At 70.1% G+C, this 20,559-nt stretch carries 23 protein-coding genes; 15 read left to right on the top strand and 8 right to left on the bottom strand.

Features of this window, described 5'->3' with window-relative positions:
• Positions 1-103 precede the first annotated feature (103 nt).
• Positions 104-1,303, bottom strand: coding sequence for an MFS transporter (locus tag R9B84_RS06440; protein ID WP_423759642.1), 1,200 nt, complete (start codon positions 1,301-1,303; stop codon positions 104-106).
• 765 nt (positions 1,304-2,068) lie between these two features.
• Entirely contained in the window at positions 2,069-2,980 is a 912-nt protein-coding gene (locus R9B84_RS06445; RefSeq protein WP_423759643.1) for a LysR family transcriptional regulator, read from the bottom strand.
• A gap of 157 nt (positions 2,981-3,137) precedes the next feature.
• Here R9B84_RS06445 and R9B84_RS06450 point away from each other — a divergent pair, with 157 nt between their 5' ends.
• Positions 3,138-4,058: a pyridoxal-phosphate dependent enzyme gene (locus tag R9B84_RS06450; RefSeq protein ID WP_423759644.1), complete on the top strand. Its 921-nt coding sequence runs from the start codon at positions 3,138-3,140 to the stop codon at positions 4,056-4,058.
• Positions 4,059-4,477: 419 nt separating this feature from the next.
• Here R9B84_RS06450 and R9B84_RS06455 read toward each other — a convergent pair whose 3' ends face one another.
• Positions 4,478-5,602, bottom strand: a complete 1,125-nt coding sequence (locus R9B84_RS06455; protein ID WP_423759645.1) for a DUF2242 domain-containing protein — start codon at positions 5,600-5,602, stop codon at positions 4,478-4,480.
• A 227-nt stretch (positions 5,603-5,829) separates the two neighbouring features.
• A complete protein-coding gene (locus tag R9B84_RS06460; RefSeq protein WP_423759646.1) occupies positions 5,830-6,723 on the bottom strand; it encodes a LysR family transcriptional regulator in 894 nt (297 codons plus the stop codon).
• Between the two features lie 108 nt (positions 6,724-6,831).
• On the opposite strand from R9B84_RS06460, the gene R9B84_RS06465 reads away from it, so the two are divergent.
• Both R9B84_RS06465 and R9B84_RS06470 read left to right on the top strand, forming a co-directional pair.
• The gene (locus tag R9B84_RS06465; protein WP_423759647.1) at positions 6,832-7,587 is read left to right on the top strand and encodes a TerC family protein; all 756 of its coding nucleotides are present in this window, start codon (positions 6,832-6,834) and stop codon (positions 7,585-7,587) included.
• Positions 7,588-7,678: 91 nt separating this feature from the next.
• Positions 7,679-7,984 (top strand): zf-TFIIB domain-containing protein, encoded by a 306-nt coding sequence (locus tag R9B84_RS06470; protein ID WP_423759648.1) that lies wholly within the window; start codon positions 7,679-7,681, stop codon positions 7,982-7,984.
• Between the two features lie 119 nt (positions 7,985-8,103).
• On the opposite strand, the gene R9B84_RS06475 is transcribed toward R9B84_RS06470, so the two are convergent.
• Together R9B84_RS06475 and R9B84_RS06480 are read right to left on the bottom strand one after the other, a co-directional pair.
• Entirely contained in the window at positions 8,104-8,514 is a 411-nt protein-coding gene (locus R9B84_RS06475) for an Hsp20/alpha crystallin family protein (protein ID WP_423759649.1), read from the bottom strand.
• Positions 8,515-8,530: 16 nt separating this feature from the next.
• Positions 8,531-8,971, bottom strand: a complete 441-nt coding sequence (locus tag R9B84_RS06480; protein ID WP_423759650.1) for an Hsp20/alpha crystallin family protein — start codon at positions 8,969-8,971, stop codon at positions 8,531-8,533.
• 244 nt (positions 8,972-9,215) lie between these two features.
• On the opposite strand from R9B84_RS06480, the gene R9B84_RS06485 reads away from it, so the two are divergent.
• Positions 9,216-10,133: a 3-hydroxyacyl-CoA dehydrogenase NAD-binding domain-containing protein gene (locus R9B84_RS06485; protein ID WP_423759651.1), complete on the top strand. Its 918-nt coding sequence runs from the start codon at positions 9,216-9,218 to the stop codon at positions 10,131-10,133.
• Between the two features lie 39 nt (positions 10,134-10,172).
• On the opposite strand, the gene R9B84_RS06490 is transcribed toward R9B84_RS06485, so the two are convergent.
• The gene (locus tag R9B84_RS06490) at positions 10,173-10,451 is read right to left on the bottom strand and encodes a DUF4148 domain-containing protein (RefSeq protein ID WP_423759652.1); all 279 of its coding nucleotides are present in this window, start codon (positions 10,449-10,451) and stop codon (positions 10,173-10,175) included.
• A gap of 166 nt (positions 10,452-10,617) precedes the next feature.
• Entirely contained in the window at positions 10,618-11,466 is an 849-nt protein-coding gene (locus R9B84_RS06495) for a LysR substrate-binding domain-containing protein (protein ID WP_423759653.1), read from the bottom strand.
• A gap of 328 nt (positions 11,467-11,794) precedes the next feature.
• Between R9B84_RS06495 and madL the strand changes: the two genes are divergently transcribed.
• The 11 genes from madL to R9B84_RS06550 all read left to right on the top strand — a co-directional run bounded on the left by madL (position 11,795) and on the right by R9B84_RS06550 (position 20,556).
• Positions 11,795-12,190, top strand: coding sequence for a malonate transporter subunit MadL (madL, locus tag R9B84_RS06500; RefSeq protein WP_034186756.1), 396 nt, complete (start codon positions 11,795-11,797; stop codon positions 12,188-12,190).
• An 11-nt stretch (positions 12,191-12,201) separates the two neighbouring features.
• Positions 12,202-12,969 (top strand): malonate transporter subunit MadM, encoded by a 768-nt coding sequence (gene madM / locus R9B84_RS06505; protein WP_423759654.1) that lies wholly within the window; start codon positions 12,202-12,204, stop codon positions 12,967-12,969.
• Positions 12,970-13,101: 132 nt separating this feature from the next.
• The gene (mdcA, locus tag R9B84_RS06510; RefSeq protein WP_423759655.1) at positions 13,102-14,748 is read left to right on the top strand and encodes a malonate decarboxylase subunit alpha; all 1,647 of its coding nucleotides are present in this window, start codon (positions 13,102-13,104) and stop codon (positions 14,746-14,748) included.
• 10 nt (positions 14,749-14,758) lie between these two features.
• On the top strand, positions 14,759-15,073 hold the full coding sequence (gene mdcC / locus R9B84_RS06515; RefSeq protein ID WP_034183256.1) for a malonate decarboxylase acyl carrier protein: 315 nt from the start codon (positions 14,759-14,761) through the stop codon (positions 15,071-15,073).
• Complete coding sequence (locus R9B84_RS06520; protein ID WP_423759656.1) at positions 15,070-16,005, top strand: biotin-independent malonate decarboxylase subunit beta; 936 nt, start codon at positions 15,070-15,072, stop codon at positions 16,003-16,005. The genes mdcC and R9B84_RS06520 overlap by 4 nt, the downstream gene beginning before the upstream one ends.
• The gene (mdcE, locus tag R9B84_RS06525) at positions 15,992-16,699 is read left to right on the top strand and encodes a biotin-independent malonate decarboxylase subunit gamma (protein WP_423759657.1); all 708 of its coding nucleotides are present in this window, start codon (positions 15,992-15,994) and stop codon (positions 16,697-16,699) included. The genes R9B84_RS06520 and mdcE overlap by 14 nt, the downstream gene beginning before the upstream one ends.
• Positions 16,686-17,354: a malonate decarboxylase holo-[acyl-carrier-protein] synthase gene (gene mdcG / locus R9B84_RS06530; RefSeq protein WP_423759658.1), complete on the top strand. Its 669-nt coding sequence runs from the start codon at positions 16,686-16,688 to the stop codon at positions 17,352-17,354. Before mdcE ends, mdcG begins: the two co-directional genes overlap by 14 nt.
• Entirely contained in the window at positions 17,351-18,217 is an 867-nt protein-coding gene (mdcB, locus tag R9B84_RS06535) for a triphosphoribosyl-dephospho-CoA synthase MdcB (protein ID WP_423759659.1), read from the top strand. Before mdcG ends, mdcB begins: the two co-directional genes overlap by 4 nt.
• Positions 18,214-19,146, top strand: a complete 933-nt coding sequence (locus R9B84_RS06540) for an acyltransferase domain-containing protein (protein ID WP_423759660.1) — start codon at positions 18,214-18,216, stop codon at positions 19,144-19,146. Before mdcB ends, R9B84_RS06540 begins: the two co-directional genes overlap by 4 nt.
• Positions 19,147-19,263: 117 nt before the next feature.
• Complete coding sequence (locus R9B84_RS06545; protein WP_423759661.1) at positions 19,264-19,785, top strand: phospholipase D-like domain-containing protein; 522 nt, start codon at positions 19,264-19,266, stop codon at positions 19,783-19,785.
• Between the two features lie 126 nt (positions 19,786-19,911).
• The gene (locus tag R9B84_RS06550; protein WP_423759662.1) at positions 19,912-20,556 is read left to right on the top strand and encodes a phosphoribosyltransferase; all 645 of its coding nucleotides are present in this window, start codon (positions 19,912-19,914) and stop codon (positions 20,554-20,556) included.
• Positions 20,557-20,559 lie beyond the last annotated feature (3 nt).

Consider the following 20,559-nt stretch of genomic DNA (forward strand, 5'->3'; position numbering starts at 1 on the left):
GCCGCGATGCACGGCCCGTCGCGAACAACGCCCGCGCCGGTATCCGGTGCGGGCGTTTCTCAATTCAGGTGCCGCGTATTGGCGCCGTGCGGGTCGCGAGCGGTTACGAATTCGCGGTGGCCGGTGCGCGGCGGCGCTGCGTCATCTGCAGCACGACGAGCGCGAGTCCGGCCGTGGCGATCAGCCCGCCGACGAGCGGCACCGCCGCATAACCGAAGCCGGCCGAGATCGCCGCGCCGCCGGCTGCCGCGCCGACCGCGTTGCCGAGATTGAACGCGCCGATGTTGACGGCCGACGCGAGACCCGGCGCTTCGTGGGCCGCACGCATCACGCGCATCTGCAGCGGCGGCACGACCGCGAACGTCGCGATACCCCACACGAGCAGCGTAACGGCGGCGCCGGCATGCGTGCTGGCGAGCAGCGGGAACGCGGCCATCGTCGCGATCAGCAGCAGCAGGAAACCGACCAGCGTGCCGTCGAGCGAGCGATCGGCCAGGCGGCCGCCCGCGATGTTGCCGATCGAGAAACCGACGCCGATCAGCACGAGCATCGCGGTCACGAAGCCGGGTGTTGCGCCGGTCAAGTGTTCGAGCGTCGGCACGACATACGTGTAGAGCGTGAACATCGCACCGGCGCCGAGCACCGTCGTCCCGAGCGCGCCGAGCACGACCGGGCGCGTCAGCACCGACAGTTCGGCGCGCAGGTCGGGCATCTTGCCGGCTTCGCCCTTCGGCAGTGCGGCGAACAGGCCGGCGATCGCGATCAGGCCGAGGCCCGCGGTCGCCGCGAACGACATGCGCCAGCCGATGATCTGGCCGAGCCAGGTCGCGGCCGGCACGCCGCCGACGTTCGCGATCGTGAGACCCATGAACATCGTCGCGACCGCGCTGGCCTGCTTGTCGCGCGGCACGAGGCTGGCCGCGACCACCGAGCCGAGCCCGAAGAACGCGCCGTGGTTGAGGCTCGTCACGAGGCGGGCGAGCAGCAGCGTCGTGTAGCCCGGCGCGAGCGCCGACAGCAGGTTGCCGATCGTGAAGATCGACATCAGCGCGATCAGCGCCGAGCGGCGCGACCAGCGCGCGAGCAGCAGCGTCATCAGCGGGGCGCCGACCATCACGCCGATCGCATAGGCGCTGATCAGCATGCCGGCCTGCGGGATCGACACGTGCACGCCGTCGGCGATCACGGGCAGCAGGCCCATCGGCGAGAACTCGGTCGTGCCGATGCCGAACGCACCGGCGGCGAGCGCCAGCAACGGCAGCGCGGCGCCTGGGCGGGAAGGAGAAGAAGTCGTGGCGTTCACGCGATGGGCTCCTGTAATCGACGGACAACGGCACGGGGCCGTTGTAAACAGGGCGAAGTGTGCCTGCATTACTTTTGCGGAAAAAGCCGCGTGCGGACGAAATTATCTTGATTTCATGTCAACAATATGGAGCGCGTCCGGCGTGCGCGCGAGGCCCGCGGGCGGCGCTCCGGCGGAGCGCGAGCGCGATCGTGTCTTGTTTGAAAGGTTTGTGTAATAAGAAGGGCGTGACTTCCGGTTGGGGGATCGTGATCCGGCGGTAGTTCGCGACGGATTGACGATCGTCCCGCGCTGCGATCCGGGAGCCTGCCGGCGACTGCACAGCAGCGTGTGGCCCCAGGGGATCGAACGGGGCGTTCATGTGCCGGCTACAACCCGGCGCGGGCATTGCGGCGCGACCTGAAACCCTTTGCCGGCGCGACGCGCGGGCAAAAAAAGCCCCGGCCACAGGGGGACCGTGACCGGGGCGGAAACGCATCCTCTCTTTGGCACGAGGGTTGGATGCGCGCGAAGTATATTTCGGCACATGACAAATCGAAATCGCGTTAAACGGCTGTTTTTGGTGTCAATTTAAAAATGCGGGCGCCGGGGCGTCCGTCGTCATCGTCTTGAAAGATTTTTCGTGGAGGCGATGCCGCTGTTTAGCGCATCGCAACGGCCGAAACGTCGATTTGACGGAGGCCGGAATCCGTTCGTGAGCCGGCGGCGCGAATCGCATCGCTCGATCGTTTGCCGCGCTCCCGGCGCCCGACGCGCGGCGCCCGGTCATTCCAGTTCGCCGGCCGCATCGCGCACGGCCGCGAGAAACCGTGCGACGACGGGCGACGGTACCGCTGCCGCACCGTCGAACACGAACTCGATGTCGAAGCGGCTCGCAAGCTCGTCGAGCGCGACGAGCCGGACCGTGCGCGGGCAGGTCGGCGACGCGCTTTCCGGCACGAACGCACAGCCCATCCCGGCCGCGACGAGGCCGATCAGCGTCGGGATATCGCTGCCGACCTGCGCGATGCGCGGCGTGAAGCCGGCCTGCTGGCATTGCGCCATCAGGAACCGGTGGTGCGCGGCGGAGCGCTGCGCGTCGAACCAGACGAACGGCTCGTTCGCAACGTCGGCCAGCGTGCGCGGCGCGTTGAAGCGTCCGCCCGGCGGCGCGGGCATCGCGAGCACGAAGCGGTCGCTCAGCAGCCGCACGCCCGACAGGTGCGGCGCCTCTTCGCGGCGCCACGCCATGATCCCGGCGTCGAGCTGGCCGCGCACCAGCGCGCTCACCTGTTCGGCCGACAGCATCGGCGCGAGCGACAGCTTCACGTCCGGGCACGCGTCGCGAAACGCCTTGAGGACCTTCGCGACGATGGGTAGCGGCAGGCAGTTCGGCAGCGCGCCGAGCCGCAGTTCGCCGAGCTGGCCGGTCGCGCTGCGCAACGCGCGTTCGCGGCTGTCCTGCAGTGTCGCGAGCAGGCCGGTCGCATCCTGCAGGAAGCTCGTGCCGGCCGCGGTGAGCGTGACGCCCGTGGCGCGGCGGATCAGCAGCGGCGTGCCGATCGCGTCCTCGAGTTCGCGGATCTGCCGCGACAGCGCGGGCTGGACGATGCCGGCCGCGCGGGCGCCGGCCATCACGCTGCCGGCTTGCGCGACGGCCACGAAATAACGCAGGTGACGCAGTTCGATCTGGCGCATGCAGAGCCCGTTTCGGTGGGTGGATATGCCTGTGAAGCATAACAAACGCCATTCGATGGTATTGGAAAGCATGACGCGCGTGCCGTACGATGACCGTCGTTGCCGCACTCGTTCGCGAGTCGCGTGCGTTCCCTCCGTTCCGATCGTGTCCCGCCCCATGCCGCTTCATATCCCGACCCCTTATATCCGCTCGCAAATCGCGTCCCGCCGGCTCGGCAGGACCATCCGGCTGAAGCTCGATGCGCTGCAGCCGTCGGGCTCGTTCAAGCTGCGCGGTATCGGCGCCGTTTGCGAAGCGCGGCACGCGGCCGGCGCGCGGCGGTTCGTGTCGTCGTCGGGCGGTAACGCGGGCATCGCGGTCGCGTACTGCGGCCGCGAACTCGGCGTGCCGGTGCGCGTCGTCGTGCCGGAAAGCGCGTCGGCCCGCGCGCGCGAGCTGATCCGCGTCGAGGGCGCGGAGCTGGTCGTGCACGGCGCGAGCTGGGCCGAGGCGAACGCGTTTGCGCAGTCGGCGCTCGGCGAGCACGACGCGTTCGTGCATCCGTTCGACGACCGCGTGCTGTGGCAGGGCCACGCGACGATGATCGACGAGATGGCGGCCGTCGGCCCGAAGCCCGACGCGGTCGTGCTCGCGGTCGGCGGCGGCGGGCTGCTGTGCGGCGTGCTTAAAGGGCTGGCGCGCAACGGCTGGCACGACGTGCCGGTCGTCGCGGCCGAAACGGAAGGCGCCGACTGCTATGCGCGCTCGCTCGCGCAGGGGCGCCCGGTCGAGTTGCCGGCGATCACGAGCATCGCGACGTCGCTCGGCGCGAAGCGCCCGTGCGACACGGCGGTCGAATGGGCGACGCGGCACGAGATCCATCCCGTCGTCGTGTCCGATGCGGACGCGGTGGCCGCGTCGCTGCGGTTCCTCGACGAGCATCGGATCGTCGTCGAGCCCGCGTGCGGCGCCGCGCTGGCCGCGCTCGAGCGGCCGGTGCCGGTGCTCGCGTCGGCATCGGACATCGCCGTGATCGTCTGCGGCGGCGTGACGGCGACCGTCGAGCATCTGCAGACGCTGCGCGCGACGTTGCGGTAAACGGGAAGCCGGCACGCAGGTTGGTTGGGTGACGGAAGGACGATCGTCGATTTTGGCGCCCTCGGGCATTGGCTGCGCATGGCTTGTCGCGAAGCGTGCAGACGCTGCGCGCGACGTTGCGGTAAGCGGGGAAGCCGGCACGCAGGTTGGTTGGGTGACGGAAGGACGATCGTCGATTTTGGCGCCCTCGGGCATTGGCTGCGCGTGGTTTGCCGCGAAGCGTCGATCTCACGTTCCCGTTGTTGCAATGGCGGAAACGCAGCCGGCAGGCAGCCGGAGGTGCGGATAGTCCTGCGGGGGATGAAGGGGAAGGGGTACGTATCGTCGCGCCGCGCCGGATGCGGCCGGGCGCGACGATACGGACGGCCACTCGGACCGCCACTCGGACCGCCAGTCGGACCGCCAGTCAGGACGGCCGGTCAGTTCGCGGCCGGTGCGCTCGCGCCGGACGGCGCGGACGATGCGACGGGGTTCGCAGCAGCGGGGGCGGGCGTTTTGTCCGCCGGCGCAGGCGATGCGCTCGACGGCGCGGATGCCGATGCGGCTGCGGATGTTGCGGACGCAGGTGCCGGTGCCGGCACGGCCGATGCCGGCGTGGCGGCGGCCGGCCCCGAAACGGTGGGCGTCGATGCCGCGACGGCGGGCGACGCCGCCGGGCTGGAGGTAGGTGCAGGCGCGGAGACCGGTGCGGGAGCCGATGCAGGCACCGAACCGGAAGCTGACGCAGGTGCGGAAGCCGACGCCGCCACCGAACCAGACGCCGCCACCGGCGCGGCCGCACGCATCGCAGCCGGCGCGACGACGGCCGACGCCGCGGCCGGCACGGCGATCGCGCCCGACCCGGGCGTGACACCCGGCACCGAAAGCGGCACCGGCGCCGCGGGCGGCGTCGGCACGACCGGCGTCGTCATCTTCATCGGTTCGCCTTGCGGCGTCGGCGCGGGCTCGGGCAGCGGCGTGACGGCTTCCTTCTCGGCGGCCTTCACGGTGGCGCGGTCGCGGCGGGCCGGGTCGATCTTCAGGAAATGGTCGACGAGATTGAAGAAGCGCTCGTAGAACACGCCGGCGGGAATCGTCTCGCTCGCGGTCTTGACGAGCGCATCGTCGCTCGACCCGATCGGCAGCGACAGCGAGCCGAACACGCTGAGGCCGACGCTGGCCGACGTATTCGACTTCTTCAGCGTGTAGCGGTCCTGCACCGCGTTCACGTACGCGATGCTCGACGAGCCGTCCGCGGTCGCATCCGCGCACACGACGTGAAACTCGATCACGACGTGCATGTCGTTGTTCGGCTGGAAATTCTTGCTGCCGTCGACCGCGTCGTTGCGCGACGACGACACCACATAGCCCTGGCTCAACAGCGCGCGCCGCGCGGCCTCGCAGGCCGCGTCGGATTTCGAGTGGAACGTGTGCGCATACGGGCTGCTCGCCGCATCGAACTGTTCCTGCTGGTAGATCGGCTTGGGCGGCGTCGAGCACGCCGCCAGCACGGTCGCGGCCGCGAGTGCGCACGAAACGGAAAACAGGCGAAATCGGTTGTGCATGGCGTCTTTCAGAAGGCTCGGCGAGCTGCAGCGCCGGGTTGCGCGCGTCGCGCGGCAACCGGATGGCGGCCGTCGCGCAACGGCGGGGCCGGAAATGGGCGCATGGCAATCTCGGATGGCCGGGGCGCCATTATAGTTTCGTTTGATGTCGCGCTCGCTTCCGGAGCTGTTTCCGCCCATGACAGCTTCGGCGAGCCGCTACCGGCGAGAATAATCGCGACAGGGCGCTAGCCGGCCGGCGACGGCCGCGCGGAAGCCAGCAATTGCGACGTCAGCGGATGATGTTCGCCGCGCCGCGAGCGGATCGCGTGGATCTCCTCGGTCACGTCGCCTGCGCGCCCGAGCCGCCTTAGACCGCGCAGCAGCGACGCGTCGTTCGCGCCGAGCTCGCTCAGCGGAAACACGCCGAGGCCGCGCGCCGCGAACACGGCCATCAGCGCGCTGTCCTCGAATTCCCCGGCCACGCGCGGCACGATCCGTTCGCGTTCCAGCCACAGGTCGAGGCGCGCGCGCAGCGCCGAATGCGCGGTCGGCAGCAGCACGGGCAGGTCGGCCAGGCATTGCGGGAAGCGCTGCCGCGCGTCCGGCGTGACGAGCGCCGCGGGGCCATACCAGTCGACCGGCGACGCGACCAGCCGCTCGCTCGTCACGCGCAGGTTCGACCCCGACGGCGCGCCCTGGCCGGCCAGCACGAGATCGAGATGATGCAGCGCGAGTTCCGCGAGCAGCGCATCGTGCTCGCCCTCGTGGCACAGCAGCCGCAGCGTGGGCGTATCGAGCACGGGCGCGAGGATCGCATGCGCGGCGAGCTTGGAGATGCCGTCCGCGAGGCCGACCGCGAGCCGCACGGTCGGCTGGCTGGCCGCCGCGCGCACTTCGTCGGGAATCAGCCGCCCCATCTCGAAGATCACCTCCGCGCGCGCATACGCGGCCTGGCCGGCGTCGGTCATCGCGACGCCGCGCCCGGCCGGGCGCAACAACTGGTGCCCGAGCGATTTCTCGAGCTCGCGCACCTGCGCGCTGATCGTCTGCACGGCCATGTCGAGCCGCCCGGCTGCGCGCGCGAAGCCGCCTTCCTTCACGACGACCCAGAAATAGTACAGATGTCGGAAATTGAGCATCGGATCGAAACTTCGAAAAAACCGAACCTAAAATCAGATTCTCGCTGATTTTTTCGAAGTCCGGGGCGGCATATCATCGGGCTTTCCACTTTCGCATCGGCCCATTTCATGGACTACCTGCTGACGCTTGCCGTCGATCCCGCCGTCTGGGCTGCGCTCCTGACGCTCGTCGTGATGGAAGTCGTGCTCGGCATCGACAACCTGATCTTCATCTCGATCCTCAGCAACAAGCTGCCCGAAGCGCAGCGTGCCCGCACGCAGCGCCTCGGCATCGCGCTCGCGCTGGTGATGCGCCTCGCGCTGCTCGGCAGCGTCGCGTGGATCGCGAGCCTCACCGAACCCGTGTTCACGCTCTTCGACCACGCGTTCTCGTGGCGCGACATGATCCTGCTGTCGGGTGGCCTGTTCCTCGTGTGGAAGGCGACCACCGAGATTCATCACCACGTGTCGCATGACGGTGACGGCTCGGGCGGTTCCGGCGGCGCGGCCGGCCTGACGGTGTGGGCCGCGATCGGCCAGATCGTGATGCTCGACATCGTGTTCTCGATCGACAGCATCGTGACCGCGATCGGCATGACCGAGCACATCCCGATCATGTTCGTCGCGGTGATCGTCGCCGTGGCCGTGATGCTGTTTGCTGCGCAGCCGCTCGCACGCTTCATCGACCGCAACCCGACCATCGTGATGCTCGCGCTGTCGTTCCTGGTCGTGATCGGCATGACGCTGATCGCCGAAGGCTTCGGGTCGCACGTGCCGAAGGGTTACATCTACGCGGCGATGGCGTTCTCGGCTTTCGTCGAGGGCATGAACATGCTGGCGCGGCGCGCGAAGGCGAAGCGCACGGCACGGGTGGAAGGCCACTGAGCCAGCGCGCGTGACGGCGGCCGCCGAGGCCGCCGGCTCGCGCGTCCTGATACGGAATTCGTACGAAATTCGCACGGAAAGGAGAAACGCGATGAAATGCCCTGTCTGCAAGACGCCCGACCTGCTGATGGCCGAGCGCCAGTCGATCGAGATCGACTACTGCCCGACGTGCCGCGGCGTGTGGCTCGATCGCGGCGAACTCGACAAGCTGATCGCACGCGAGGGCGGCGATGCGCCGGCGCGCCGCGACGAGCCGGCTGCTTCGCGAGACACCCACACCCACGCGCCGCGCGATCGCGACAACTGGGGGCGCGACACTCGCTCGCACGACGACCGTCACCGGCACGACGGCCAGCGCCGCCGCAAATCGATGTTCGACCTGTTCGATTTCGATTGAATCCGGATCCGGCGCGCAGGCTCGCGCGTCGCCCGATGCATAAAAGCCCCGCCCGGCATCGCGCCCGGCGGGGCTTTTTCATGCGTGTCGAAACATGTCGCGCTGTGGCGCGCCAACGCTTACGCGTTGCCGGCCGTCACGTCGATACGGCGCGGGCGCGTTTCCTTGCGGCGCGGAATTGTCAGCGTCAGCACGCCGTCGCGCAGGTTCGCGTCGATCCTCGACGTGTCGAGATCGGGGCTCAGCACGAAGGTACGTGCATAACGCGGCGCGCGGACTTCGGCGTGCCGCACGCGCAGGTCGGCCGGCGTGTCGATCTGCGTATCGGCTTCGATCGTCAGCGTGTTGTCGTGCACCTTCACGTCGAGGTTTTCGCGCGGCACGCCGGGCAGGTCGGCCCGCAGCGTGACGCCGAGATGGTTCTCGACGATGTCGACGGCCGGCGTGATCGCGGGCCGGCGCGCGGCGTCGGCGGCGGCCGGGTGAGCAGTGGCGGTGTGGCGTTCGGCCAAGGTCGGGTTCGTATTCATGTCGGTATCCTGAAGATTACTGAACGGTGATCGCACGCGGCTTCGATGCTTCGCGCCGGCCGACGCGAATCAGCAGGCAGCCGTTTTCGTAACGCGCGCTGACGTTGTCGGCGTCCGCATTCTGCGGCAACTCGACGACGCGGCGGAACGTGCCGTGAAAGCGCTCCTGCGCATACGTGCGCACGTCGTCGCCTTCGCCGCGCGGAGCCGGCTTGCGCTCGCCGCTGATCGTCAGCAGGTCCTTGTCGATCGACACGTCGAAGTCGGCTGCGGCCATGCCGGGTGCGAACGCAACGATCTCGATCGCATCGTCGGTGGCGCCGACGTTGAGCGCAGGGAACGCGCTTGGCCGCACCGCGCGGATGCCGGACGGGAGTTCGCCGAACAGGTTCGCGACCTGCCGCTGCACGCGGGCGAATTCGTCGAACAGGTCGTTGCCGAAATGAATACCGCTCATGATGGTCCTCCGGAACAGGGAACGCGGGAGACGCGACGGCGCGACGCCTGCGGCGGGCGCGACGGGTGGCTCCTCTGGGTCGAAACGGGGGCAGTGCGTTGCATGAAGCACTGCCCGGCAACGCGTAATTAGTGGCCGCCGCGACGTATTTCAAGAGGGAACCTGCAACCTGCGTCAACGCGTGCCCGTGCGATTCGATGCGACAATCGCCGCGATATCGGCAGACCAACGAGACGGGACAACCATGGACATTCGACGCATCGCGATCGTCGGCGCTGGCGTGATCGGCGCGAGCTGGGCAGCTTTCTATCTGACGCATGGCTTCGACGTCGTCGCGACCGATCCGGCGCCGCAAGCCGATGCGCGGCTGCGCGACGCGCTGGCCGCGTTTCTCGGCGACCGGGCCGCCGAACTTTCCGCGCGGCTGTCGTTCGACGCCGATCTCGTGCGCGCGCTCGACGGCGTCGATTTCGTGCAGGAGAACGGCCCGGAGCGGCTCGACCTGAAGCGCGCGCTGTATCGGCAGATGGACGACGTGCTGCCCGCACACGTGCCGATCGCGTCGAGTTCGTCGGGCCTGAAGATGTCGGACATCCAGACCGCGTGCGCGAAGCATCCGGAACGCTGCCTGATCGCGCATCCGTTCAACCCGCCGCACCTGATTCCGCTCGTCGAGCTGGTCGGCGGCGACGCGACCGACCAGGACGTGATCGCGCGCGTGAAGGATTTCTACGATGCACTCGGCAAGCAGACGATCGTTCTCAACAAGGAGATGACCGGCCACGTCGCGAACCGGCTCGCGGCCGCGCTGTTCCGCGAGGTGTATCACCTCGTCGGCGAAGGCGTCGTGAGCGTGGCCGATGCGGACAAGGCCGTCGCATGGGGCCCGGGCTTGCGCTGGGGGCTGATGGGGCAGTGCCTGACCTATCACCTCGGCGGCGGCGCGGGCGGGATCGCGCACTTCCTCGAACACCTGTCGGGGCCGATCACGAGCTGGTGGGACGACCTCGGCACGCCTTCGTTCGATCCGGACGTCGACCGCAAGCTGACCGACGAATTGCGCGCGATCCAGGGCGAGCATTCGATGCAGGAACTGGCGGCCGAGCGCGACCGGCTGCTCGTCGAGCTGATCGACGCGCGGCGCCGCAGCTTTCTGCCCTGACCGCGTCGTAGCGCAGTGTGTCGGTCGGGCCGCGCCCGGCTACTGCTGCGCAGCCGTTTGCGGTGCCTGCGGCGTCTGGGCAAGCCACGCGGGGCTCGCGGCCTGCACGAGTTCGCGGTTGCGCGCGCGCGTCGCGGCGCTCGGCGGATAGTTGCCGTCGTTCGTCGGCAGTTCGCCGTCGAGATAGGCCTGCTTGAGCTGGGCGATGACTTCCGCGCGTGTCAGGCCCGGTTCGGGCGCCGCGGCATCGGTCTGGGCAAAGGCGGGGGACAGCAGGGCGGCTGCGGTGGCCGCAACGGCGAATCGCAAGACGTTCATGGTGCGCTCCGATCAAGGGGACGGGACACCGGATGCGCGCGGCGGCTTGCCGTGCGTTCCGATGGGGCCCATTGTCGCGAGCGGGTGCTGCGCGGACGATGACGCGTTCCGGGCAAAGCTGTCAGTTGCGGGCGGGGTTGCGCTTCGTGCGTCGCGCGCGGTGCGGTTACAACTCCGCCGCTGCCGTGACCAGCGTGGCTTCGAGCGCGAGCGTCGAGCGCGACGCGGCGGCCGGCCGGTCGATCACGTATTCGAGTTCGCCGAGCTCGGGCAGCCCGGCGTCGAGCCGCGCCAGCCCGGCCGGAATCACGTAGCCGGCGAACGCGCTGACGCCGAGCCCCGCGCTCGCGGCCGCGCGCAGGACCGCGATGCTGCTGCTCACCACCGCGATCCGGTAAGGCCGGCCGATCGCGTCGAGCGTTTCGAGCACGCGGCGGCGCGACACGCTCGGCTCCGGATGCAGTGCGAGCGGCAGCACGGCCTCGTGGCCGGTGATCCGCGAATCGGGGCCGGTGCACCAGTACAGCGGCTCGCTGCGGATCACGCGGCCGCGCCGGCTGCCCGCGATGCGCTTCGCGAACACCAGATCGTGCCGGCCTTCGTCGAGCGCGTCGAACAGGTCGCCCGACAGCCCGGTCGAGATCGCCAGTTCGACTTCCGGGTTGCGCTGCACGAAGCTCGCGAGCGCGGACGTCAGGTGCGTCGACGCGAAATCCTCCGACATTGCGAGCCGCACCTTGCCCGACAGCGGCGGCCCGCACACCGACGTGACGGCTTCGTCCATCAGTTCGAGGATGCGCACCGCGTAGCGGAACAGCGCGTCGCCGTGCTGCGACAGGTGCACGTTGCGCGTGTCGCGCTCGAAGAGCGGCCGGTCGAGCAGCTCCTCGAGGCGGCGGATGTGCTGGCTGACGGTCGACTGCGACAGGTTCACGCGCTCGGACGCGGCGGTGAAACTACCGGACTGGGCAACGGCGACGAAGCTGCGCAGCAGCTCGGGCGGTAACGGACGCATTGCTAAATCCACTGAATCGGTTTCGACAACTTCATAAATGGCCGGATATTGCGGCGCTAGTATCGGATCACGCCCCGGTGCGGCCCGTGTAACGGGACGAACCGGACGCGTGGCCCGCGTCGTGCCGGCGGCTGCATCGGTCAGTCTACGGCATCCGGCGTCCGGCCCGAAACCGCATCATCCCATCGACCGCCCGAGAACGCGCCCGCACGACGAGCCGCCGGGCCGCGGCGCACCGCCGCAGGAGACAGTCCGCGCACGGGATCGACGTGCGGGCCCGCTTTCTGCACGCGTCAGGCGCCCGTCACGAAGAGACTGGAGACGACACATGATCATCTACGGAACCGCGCTGCTGGCGTTCTGCCACCTGGCCGGACTGTTCCTCGGCGACCTGCTGGGCAGCGCGATTGGCGTGAAGACCAACGTCGGCGGGGTCGGCATCGCGATGCTGCTGCTGATCTGCCTGCGCCTGTGGCTGCACCGGCGCGGCTGGCTGCCGAAGGAGACCGAGGCAGGCGTCGGCTTCTGGGGCGCGATGTACATCCCGGTCGTCGTCGCAATGGCCGCGAACCAGAACGTCGTCGCCGCGCTGAAGGGCGGGCCGGTCGCGCTGCTGGCCGCCGTCGGTGCGGTCGCGATCTGCGCATGCTGCATTGCGGTACTCGTGCGCACGGGGCGCGACGACACGGCCTTCGCGGGCGTGCCGCAATTCGAAGAACAATAACGGAGGCTGCCATGCTGCAGATGCTCGAAAAAGTCGTCGCCCACAACGGGCTCGTCGCGTCGTTCGCGCTGGTCGGCCTGATCATGTGGCTGTCGTCGATCGCGTCGCGCAAGCTCACGTTCGGCCGCGTGCACGGCTCCGCGATCGCGATCGTGATCGGTCTCGTGCTCGCGTATGTCGGCGGCGCGTTCACCGGCGGCGAGAAGGGAATTGCCGACGTGCGGCTGTTCGCGGGCGTCGGCCTGATGGGCGGCGCGATGCTGCGCGATTTCGCGATCGTCGCGACCGCGTTCGAAGTGCAGCCGACCGAGGCGCGCAAGGCCGGGCTCGTCGGTGTCGTGTCATTGCTGCTCGGCACCGTGCTGCCGTTCATCGTCGGCGCGTGCATCGCGCGCGCGTTCGGCTACACCGACGCAGTCAGCATGACGACCATCGGCGCGGGCGCCGTCACCTACATCGTCGGGCCCGTCACGGGCGCGGCGATCGGTGCGAGCTCCGACGTGATCGCGCTCAGCATCGCGACGGGGCTCGTGAAGGCGATCATCGTGATGGTCGGCACGCCGGTCGCGGCCAACTTCATGGGCCTGAAGACGCCGCGTTCCGCGATGATCTTCGGCGGCCTTGCGGGCACCGTCAGCGGCGTAAGCGCGGGGCTCGCCGCGACCGATCGCCGGCTCGTTCCGTACGGCGCGCTGGTCGCGACGTTCCATACGGGCGTCGGCTGCCTGCTGGGCCCGTCGGTGCTGTTCTTCACGACGCGCGCGCTGGTCGGCGGCTAGCTCGATGCGACGCGGCCCGTACGCGGGCCGCATCCATCGCGGCGTCCTCTGAGTCGCATTCGGCAACATCATCAATCGGCGGCGGCGCCAGGCTTAGAATGCCGCTGAACCATCGAAGCGGGAGAACTGTTCATGACGGGATGGAATCACGCGCGGCAGGCGCGCGATGCACGCCTCGCGGCCGGCGCGGCTTACGCGCAGGGCAAGCGGGTCGATGCGCGCGACACCGTCGCGTTGCTCGAAGCGGTGCTGCGGCCGGGTGACCGCGTCTGCCTCGAAGGCGACAACCAGAAGCAGGCCGACCTGCTCGCGACGGCGCTCGCCGACGTCGACAGCGCGAAGGTGCACGACCTGCACATGGTGCAGTCGGGCGTCGTGCTGCCCGAGCATCTCGACGTGTTCGAGCGCGGCATCGCGAAGCGTCTCGATTTCGCATATTCGGGCCCGCAGTCGCAGCGGATCGCGAAGCTGCTGTTTGGCGGCAAGATCGCGCTCGGCGCGGTGCACACCTATCTCGAACTGTTCGCGCGCTACTTCATCGACCTCACGCCGCACGTCGCGCTGATCGCCGCGGTCAGCGCCGACCGCGACGGCAACCTGTACACGGGCCCGAACACCGAGGACACGCCGACCGTCGTCGAGGCCACCGCGTTCAAGGACGGCATCGTGATCGCGCAGGTCGACCGCATCGTCGACAAGGTGCCGCGCGTCGACATTCCCGGCGACCGCGTGCATTTCGTCGTCGAGGCCGGCCGGCCGTTCTACGTCGAGCCGCTGTTCACGCGCGATCCGGCCGCGATCACCGAAACGCAGATCCTCACCGCGATGCTCGCGCTCAAGGGCATCTACGAACCGTACGGCATCAAGCGCCTGAACCACGGGATCGGCTTCAACACCGCCGCGATCGAGCTGCTGCTGCCGACCTACGGCGCGAAGCTCGGGCTGAAGGGCAAGGTCTGCACGCACTGGGCGCTCAATCCGCACCCGACGCTGATTCCCGCGATCGAGTCGGGCTGGGTCGAGCAGATCCACTGCTTCGGCTCCGAGGTCGGGATGGACGACTACATCCGCGCGCGTTCCGACGTATGGTTCACGGGCCCCGACGGGTCGCTGCGCTCGAACCGCGCGTTCTGCCAGACGGCCGGCCTCTATGCGTGCGACATGTTCATCGGCTCGACGCTGCAGATCGATTTGTCCGGCCATTCGTCGACGGTCACGGCCGAGCGGATCGCCGGCTTCGGCGGCGCGCCGAACATGGGCAGCGATGCACGCGGGCGGCGCCATCCGAGCGAGCCGTGGCTGAAGGCCGGTGCGGAAGCCGACCCCGACACGCCGGCGGCGCTCAGGCGCGGCCGCAAGCTCGTCGTGCAGATCGGCGAGACCTTCGGCGACAAGAACGTGCCGATGTTCGTCGAGAAGCTCGATGCGCTGAAGCTGGCCGACAAACTGCAGCTCGACCTCGCGCCGATCATGGTCTACGGCGACGACGTCACGCACATCGTCACCGAGGAAGGGATCGCGAACCTGCTGATGTGCCGCGACAAGGACGAGCGCGAGCACGCGATCCGCGGCGTCGCCGGCTATACGGACGTCGGCCGCGGCCGCGACCGGAAGATGGTCGAGCGGCTGCGCGAGCGCGGCGTGATCCGCCGCCCGGAGGATCTCGGCATCGATCCGCTTGACGCCGACCGCCGCTGGCTCGCCGCGCGCTCGATCAAGGATCTCGTGCACTGGTCGGGCGGGCTCTATGCACCGCCGGCCCGGTTCCGCAACTGGTGAGGAAGAGGGCATGGAACAGTTGAACTATCGCTTCACCGCGCGCGAGCGCGCGAAGGGCGAACTGGCCGCGGCGCTCGTCGGCGTGGTCGCGTCCGGCAATCTCGAAGTGCTCGTCGAGCGCGTGCTGCCGGGCAACGAATGCGAGATCGACATCCGCACCGCGGCGGTCGGCTTCGGCGCGGTGTGGCAGGCCGTCGTGTCGGACTTCGTCGAGCGGCGCACGCCGGGCGGCCTGAAGCTGTCGATCAACGACGGCGGCGCGCGGCCCGACATGGTGTCGCTGCGGCTCGCGCAGGCCGTGCGCGCGATCGAGGGGGATGCATGATGACCGACGTGATCCACGACGCGCCCGCGTTCGTCGCGACCGGCGCGAGCTGGTACGAAGCGTCGGCGCGGCAGCGCATCGACGGGCTGCTCGACGCGGGCAGTTTCAGCGAATTCCTCGGGCCGGCCGAACGCGTGACGAGCCCGCACCTGCCGCTGTTCGACCTGCCGCAGCAGTTCGACGACGGGATGGTGGTCGGCCACGGCCGGCTCGACGGCCAGCCGGTGTTCGTCGCCGCGCAGGAAGGCCGCTTCATGGGCGGCGCGTTCGGCGAAGTGCACGGCGCGAAGCTCACCGGATTGCTGCGTGCCGCGCGCGAAGTCGGCAAGCCGGTGCTGATCCTGTTCGATACGGGCGGCGTGCGGTTGCAGGAAGCGAACGCGGGCGAGCTTGCGATCGCCGAGATCATGCGTGCGCTCGTCGACGCGCGCGCGGCCGGCGTGCCGGTGATCGGGCTGATCGGCGGGCGCGCGGGCTGCTACGGCGGCGGCGGGCTGCTCGCCGCATGCTGTTCGGCGCTGGCGGTGTCGGAGCAGGGGCGCATCAGCGTGTCGGGCCCCGAAGTGATCGAAACGAATCGCGGCGTCGAGGAATTCGACGCGAAGGACCGCGCGCTGATCTGGCGCACGATGGGTGGCAAGCACCGGCGGCTGATCGGCGGTGCGGACCGCTATGTCGCCGATACGCCGGACGCGTTCCGCGCGGCGGCGCTCGACCTGATCGGCCACGCGCCGAAGTTCGATGCGGCGATGCTGCGTGCCGAACAGGCGCGCCTCGAAGCACGCGTTGAACGGTTCGGTGCATGCAGGGATGCGCTCGATGTGTGGCGCACGCTCGGTGCGAGCACGCCGGAAGCGATTCCGGGAATGCCGGACGATGCGTTCGCGAAACTCGCCGACCAGTTACAGGAGCCCCAGCATGACGCTCGATGAAGTCCTGAATTCGCTGTTTCCAACAGGCCATTCGATCGCGCGCACCGGCGGCCTGCTGACGGGCCACGCGGAACTGGCCGGCACGCGCGTCGACGTGATCGGCGTCGCCGACCGGTTGCCGTTCGGGATCGACGAGGCGCTGACGCTCGCGTCGCGCGTGCTCGACACGATCGCGCGCGGAGGCGATACGCCGATCCTCGTGCTCGTCGACAGCGACAGCCAGCGGATGAGCAAGCGCGACGAACTGCTCGGCCTGAACGAAGGGCTGTCGCATCTCGCGAAGTGCCTGATGCACGCGGATCTCGCCGGGCACCGGACGATCGGCGTGCTGTACGGGCACACGGCCGCGGGCGCATTTATCGCGACCGCGCTCGCGACGCGCACGCTGCTTGCGGTGCCGGGCGCCGAGCCGGAGGTGATGGACCTGCCGTCGATGTCGCGCGTGACCAAGCTGCCGATCGACGTGCTGAAGGAGATGGCGCGCTCGACGCCCGTGTTCGCGCCCGGGCTCGACAACCTCGTGAAGATGGGCGCCGTCGACGCCGTGCTCGACCCGGCCCGCGCGCTCGATGCGCAGGTCGGCGAATGGCTCGGCAAGCCGGTCGATCGCATCGACCGGCGCGCGGCGCGCGGCCGGCCGGTCGCGACCGACGTCGCGCGGCGCGTCGAGGAACTCGCGCGTGCCGCACGCTGAGATGCCGCTGCGCCGCCACACGCTCGTCACGCTGACGGCGGCGGGGTGGGGCGCGGCATTCGCGCGCGATCCCGCGCTCGCGGCCGATCCGCTCGTGCACGCGTGGGCCGAACGCGGCTGGCCGCTGATCGTGCGCCGCGCGTCGCCCGACGAGGCCGATGCCGGTCGCGTGCCGCTCGGCCTGCCGCTGCCGCCTGCCGCCGGCAAGCGGCGCATCGCGCTGAACGTTGCCGCCGATGCGCTCGCGACGGTCGGCCCGCTGCCCGCGCTGGCCGACGTGCTTGCCGCCGCGCCCGATGCGTGGCACGCACCGTTGCGCGAGCTCGATGCGCTCGGCACGCGCTGCGGCGTTCAGGGCCGCGCGTTCGGCAGCCTCGCGTGGCAGGCGCTGACGGGCGAGCGATACGTGGGCGCGTCGTCCGATCTCGACATCGTGTTTCCGCTGCCGAATGCCGCGTCGCTCGCACCGCTGCTCGACGGCCTCGCGGCGATCGACGCGCGCGCGTCGATGCGCATCGACGGCGAACTGCTGCGCGACGACGGCGCGGGCGTGAACTGGCGCGAACTGCACGCGCGGCTGCCCGAAGTCGCGGTCAAGACCGCGATCGCCGTCGAATTGATGCCTGCCGGCGCATTCACCGGAGACGCGCGATGAGCGCATGGGCTGCCTGCCGCGTACCGGCGCCGTCCGCTGCCGAGCGCATCGCCGAGCTGGCCGAGCGCAGCCTCGTGCTCGAGATCGACACCTATCCGAAACCGGGGCTCGTCAGCCACGTCGACACCGGCAGTCATTCGGACATGGATGCCGCGATGTTCGCGCGCAGCGCCGCCGTGCTGCGGCCGTATTTCGCGGAACTCGCCGACGCGGGCGCACGCGACGCGGACATGGCCGTGCTGCGCAAGATCGGCCTGCGTGCCGAGCACGCGATGCTCGCCGCGACCGGCGGCGTCAATACCCATCGCGGCGCGATCTTCGGGCTCGGGCTGCTGTGCGCGGCCGCAGGCCGGCGTGAGATACCGGGGGCAGTGCCGGGCGGAATGACGCTCGGCGCGTTCGTTTCCCGCCGCTGGGGCACCGATATTCTCGGCGGCCCGCGCTTGCCGGACAGCCACGGCGAGCGCGCGAACCGACGCTACGGCGTCGGTGGCGCGCGTCGCGAGGCGGCCGACGGTTTCACGACCGTGTACGCGATCGGGCTGCCCGCGCTGCGCCGTGCGAAGCGCGACCTGCCCGACGACCCGGAAGCCGCGCGCGTCGCAGCGTGCTTCGCGCTGATCGCCGCGCTCGACGATACGAACCTGCTGCACCGGGGCGGGCAGGCCGGCCTCGATTTCGCGCGGGCGACCGCACGTGCGTTCGTCGCACGCGGCGGCGTGCGCGCTCGCGACTGGCGGCTGCGCGCGGCTGCCGCGCATCGTGCGTTCGTTGCGCGCCGGCTGAGCCCGGGCGGCGCGGCTGACCTGCTCGCAATGAGCGTATTCGTCGATGCGCTCGAAGCCGACGGGGACGCGCGATGACGCTCGCGATCCTTTGTTCGGGACAAGGCGCGCAGCGCGCCGACATGTTCGACCTGACAGGGACTGCGCCGCAGGCCGATGCATTGTTCGCGCACGCCGGCCGGCTCCTCGGCGACGATCCGCGCGCGTGGGTCCGGCAAGCCGGACTGGACGCGCTGGGCGAGAACCGCGCCGCGCAAATCCTCTGCACGGTCCAGGCGCTCGCGGCGGCCGCGCTGCTCGACGCGGTGTGGCCGCGCCGGCGCTGCGTCGCGGGCTACAGCGTCGGCGAGGTCGCGTCGTGGAGCGTCGCGGGGATGATCGATCCGCATGACGCGCTCGACCTGGCCGACGCACGCGCACGCGCGATGGATGCGGCGAGCGGCGGCGACGAGCGGATGGCGTTCGTGCGCGGCCTGACGCGCGCGCAGCTTGCGCAGTTGTGCGACGGCCGCGACGCGGCGATCGCGATCGCGAACCCCGGCGACGCGTTCGTGGTCGCGGGGCGGCAGACCGATGTCGATGCGGTGGCCGACGACGCGGCGCGCGCCGGCGCGCTGCGCGTCGCGCCCGTGTGCGTGCGGATCGCGTCGCACACGCGCCGGCTCGCAGCGGCCGTGCCGGCGTTTCGCGCGTCGCTTGCCGCGGTGCCCGCGCGCCGGCCGCTGCCCGGTTCGCGGTTGTTCTCGGGCATCGACGGCGCGTCGGTGCTCGACGTCGACGCGGGCCTCGACAAACTTGCCCGGCAGATCGCCGAGCCGGTCGAGTGGGCGGCCTGTCTTGCCGCCTGCGTGGAGGCTGGCGCGACCGCGTTCCTCGAACTCGGCCCCGGACGCGCGCTGGCCGAGATGGCAAGCGGCGCGTATCCCGCGCTGCCGGCGCGCAGCGTCGCGGATTTCCGATCCGTTGACGGTGTGACGAGCTGGCTCGCGCGCGTCGCGGCCGGCTGACCGGCGGCCCGAAAAACGGCCGGAAACGCACCCGCCGGGCATCCGTTCCGCACTGTGTGTTGCGCCGGCGCAGCAGCGTCGCAGCCGGCGCTTGCCACGCGAATTGGCGTCGCTACAATGGCGCCCGCCATGAGACCAGCCGCCTTCCTTCTCGCCGCGCTTTGCTGCGCGGCGAGTGCCCACGCCAGCCAGATTCCGTCCGACGCCGCATCGGTCGGCGCGTACTTTTCGTATGACAACGCGGCGGCCGACGCGACCGTCGACCTGATCGAACAGGCGCAGCGCCGCGTGCTGCTGGCCGGCTATACGCATGTGCCGCCCGCCGTCGCGAGCGCGCTGCGCGCGGCCCGTGGGCGGGGCGTCGAGGTGCGCGTCGTGCTCGTGCGCACGCCGCGCGCGGGCAAGGCCAGCGGCGCGGGGTATCTGAAATCCGCGGGCATCGACGTGGCGATCGATTCTCGGCACGGCGATCCTGCGCCGCGCTTCGTGATCGTCGACGACAGCGTCGCGCTGACGACGCTGTCCGACGGCGCGGCCGTGCATGCGGAGACGGTCAACGTGTTCCAGCGCGCGCCCGAGCTCGCGCAATCCTACGCGCAGTCGTTCTGGCGGCTGTACCGGCAGGCCGGCGGCCTCTGACCCCTTCCTTCGGCGCCCGCGCGCGCCGGTGTGACCCTGCTTGCATCGGCGCTGCCGATGAACCATGCTCGTTGACAGGCGCCGGCGCGGGTTTCGCGCATCCGGCGCAACGGCAGGGAGCCGATCGTGACCGAGTGTTTTGCCGATCGCGCCGATGCGGGCCGCCAGTTGGCCGGCGCGCTGAGCGACTACGCGGGGCGTAGCGATATCGTCGTACTCGCGTTGCCGCGCGGCGGCGTGCCCGTCGCGTATCCGGTCGCGTGCGCGCTGCGCGCGCCGCTCGACGTGTTGGTTGTGCGCAAGCTCGGTGTGCCGAACGACCCCGAGCTAGCGATGGGTGCGATTGCAACCGGCGGCGCGATGCATCTGCAACGTTCGGTGATCCGCTCGATGGGCGTGACCGACGCGCAGCTCGCCGACGTGATCGTGCGCGAGACGGCCGAACTGCATCGCCGCGATGCGCTGTATCGCGGCGCCGCGCCGCCGCTGCCGGTCGAGGGTCGCATCGCGATCGTCGTCGACGACGGTGTCGCGACCGGCGCGTCGATGCGCGTCGCGCTGCAGGCGCTGCGCGAGCGCCACCCGGCGCGGATCGTCGCGGCTGCGCCGGTCGCGCCGGCGGGCGCGCTGCATGCATTCGACGACCTGGCCGACGCGTTCGTCACGGTATCGCAGCCGCGACCGTTCTTCGGGATCAGCCAGTTCTACGCGCGCTTCGAGCAAACGAGCGACGACGAGGTGCGTACGCTGCTCGACGCGGCCCGCATGTAACGC

Source organism: Burkholderia sp. NLJ2 (genome assembly GCF_049487195.1).
GTDB lineage: Bacteria > Pseudomonadota > Gammaproteobacteria > Burkholderiales > Burkholderiaceae > Burkholderia > Burkholderia pyrrocinia.